Origin of the sequence: Pseudomonas sp. HMSC063H08 (genome assembly GCF_001813645.1) — a bacterium.
Classification (GTDB): domain Bacteria; phylum Pseudomonadota; class Gammaproteobacteria; order Pseudomonadales; family Pseudomonadaceae; genus Pseudomonas; species Pseudomonas aeruginosa.
The window spans coordinates 1-1,855 of sequence record NZ_KV813509.1; the positions used below are offsets into that span (position 1 = coordinate 1).

Below are 1,855 nucleotides of genomic sequence, written 5' to 3' on the forward strand. Positions count from 1 at the left end.
GCCTCGCCCGGCCCGGCCACGCCGACAGCCGCAGGTACGCGGTCAGGAATTGCCGGATCGAACGCACCTTGCTCGACGTACGCCATACAGGCCTCGAACGAGATATCCAGGCGCGTGCCTTGCTGGCTGTTGCAGCGGCATCCGTACAACCGGCCATCACGATACCCGGTCACCATGCGCTTGCGATTCTTCTGCACTAGGAACTCATCACGTGACGACAAACAGAACGGCTTCGGATACGCCACCGGCCGCGTCAATTCGTCATAGATCGGCGCCGAGCTGGGCACATCAGGCACCCGAGGCTTGCGCATCGCCAGATACTCACCGGCAGTCACATGACGCACATGATCGACATCAGGAACGCCCACAGAGGCCGCAGGCGCAACGCTCGACGAAGAAGCCGAGGGAACGGCTTCGGCAGGATCATGCGTCGCCATACGACGCTCATAGACGCCATAACCGAGATAACCGACAACCAGGGCCGCACCAACAAGCACGAACAACGCCCGAGGCGGTTTGAACTTGAAGTGATGCTCAGCCCCATCCGCAACGGACTTATAACAACCGAAGTACGTCTTATCGATAGTGATCCGAGTCGCTTCACCATCCGCGAAGTCATACTTCTTATTCACGTCCGTCTGAACTTTCTGGAACTCCCAGCGCTTGACGACCTTACCACCGTTGCCCCGGTGATAATGGATATGGCAGTTACAGAGTTCGCGCATATGTGCATCGATCAACATCGGGCTTTGCGTGATCGCGTGAACCTCATGCCCGGAGTGGCGCATCGTCTCCAGGGCGCTGGCATACTCAGGAACCTTGGAACCCTGCGAACGCACACGAAAGCGAGCGTCAGCTTTCCGAAGAGCTGCGGGCAATATTCCTGCGCTTCGACCACTTGCCGGACGACATGAAGCGGCAGGTGAAGCTAGCAGTACGCGGAATCCTGATGAGCTACGAGCAAGAGCTACTCGGCTAGAGACACCCCGCAGAGGGTCGAAGTCGATACCAAATTGGGGGTGTTACAGCACCCCCACCCCTCCGGGGCCAGTTCCGAGCCCCAAGAGCAATGTCTCCGACGGCCAGGGTTGCACCCTGGACGGCAAACAAGATCGTAGGGCGCCGCCCTACAACCCGCTCTTGCCGCCGAGGGCTCAGGCGGCAGGGACGGAAGAGCTGTCCCTCCCTCCCGAGCTGAGGCTGTTTCAGGGGGAGTTACGTCAAGTGTTCGCTTCGCCCGTGCTTCCGTTCGCCGGATCGGAGAAGCTGATCCGACGAGCCGGGAGCGCGGCACCTGACTAGGGAAAGTTCGGATGGGCGTTCAGCCCTGGAGAAGATCGCCCTGGGCGACGTGGTCAAGCAGCGAAGATGCAGAGGCGCGGGCATTGTCGATGATCTGCTGCTGGACGTTGCACCGGGTCTGCAACCTCGCCAGTTCGTCCATGGCCTGCTTGAGCTGATAGGTCAGCGACCCGTACCGCTCAGCGGCGAACCGATAGGCACCGGCAGCCGTGGTCGCACCGGTCTGTTCCTTGAGTTTCTCTACGAAGTCGGGGGATTCATCGGGGAGTTTGACAAGCATGGCGGCTCCTTTTGGTACCGTATTTTCGCCCTGGACGTGCTCGAGCACGACGCAAATGGTACCACCGCCACCGAGAAATGGTACCAATATTTTCGACCAGGTCGTCCTGCAGGATCCTTCAACGGTACCAAAGCGGCATCGCATAACGGACGTTACGTGTAAATCACCAGTCCGGAGCTAGGCGCATTTTCCGGACTGGTGACTCTCCCCTCGGTCGGGCTGCGCCTAACGTAACGTCTGCACATTATGCGAAGCCAGGGTTATCACCACAGC

General features: G+C 59.6%; 2 protein-coding genes. Both read right to left on the reverse strand.

The genetic code is table 11. The features are described 5' to 3' along the window. The coding region (locus HMPREF2924_RS21315) for a zonular occludens toxin domain-containing protein (protein ID WP_256567971.1) at positions 1-788 on the reverse strand (788 nt) is incomplete at its 3' end. 533 nt (positions 789-1,321) lie between these two features. Then, positions 1,322-1,582, reverse strand: a complete 261-nt coding sequence (locus HMPREF2924_RS21320) for a hypothetical protein (RefSeq protein ID WP_023124608.1) — start codon at positions 1,580-1,582, stop codon at positions 1,322-1,324. Positions 1,583-1,855 lie beyond the last annotated feature (273 nt).

Bases quoted from the DNA above. Each gene is read 5' to 3' on its own strand.
- HMPREF2924_RS21320 (WP_023124608.1), bottom strand. From the start codon at position 1,582: ATGCTTGTCAAACTCCCCGATGAATCCCCCGACTTCGTAGAGAAACTC.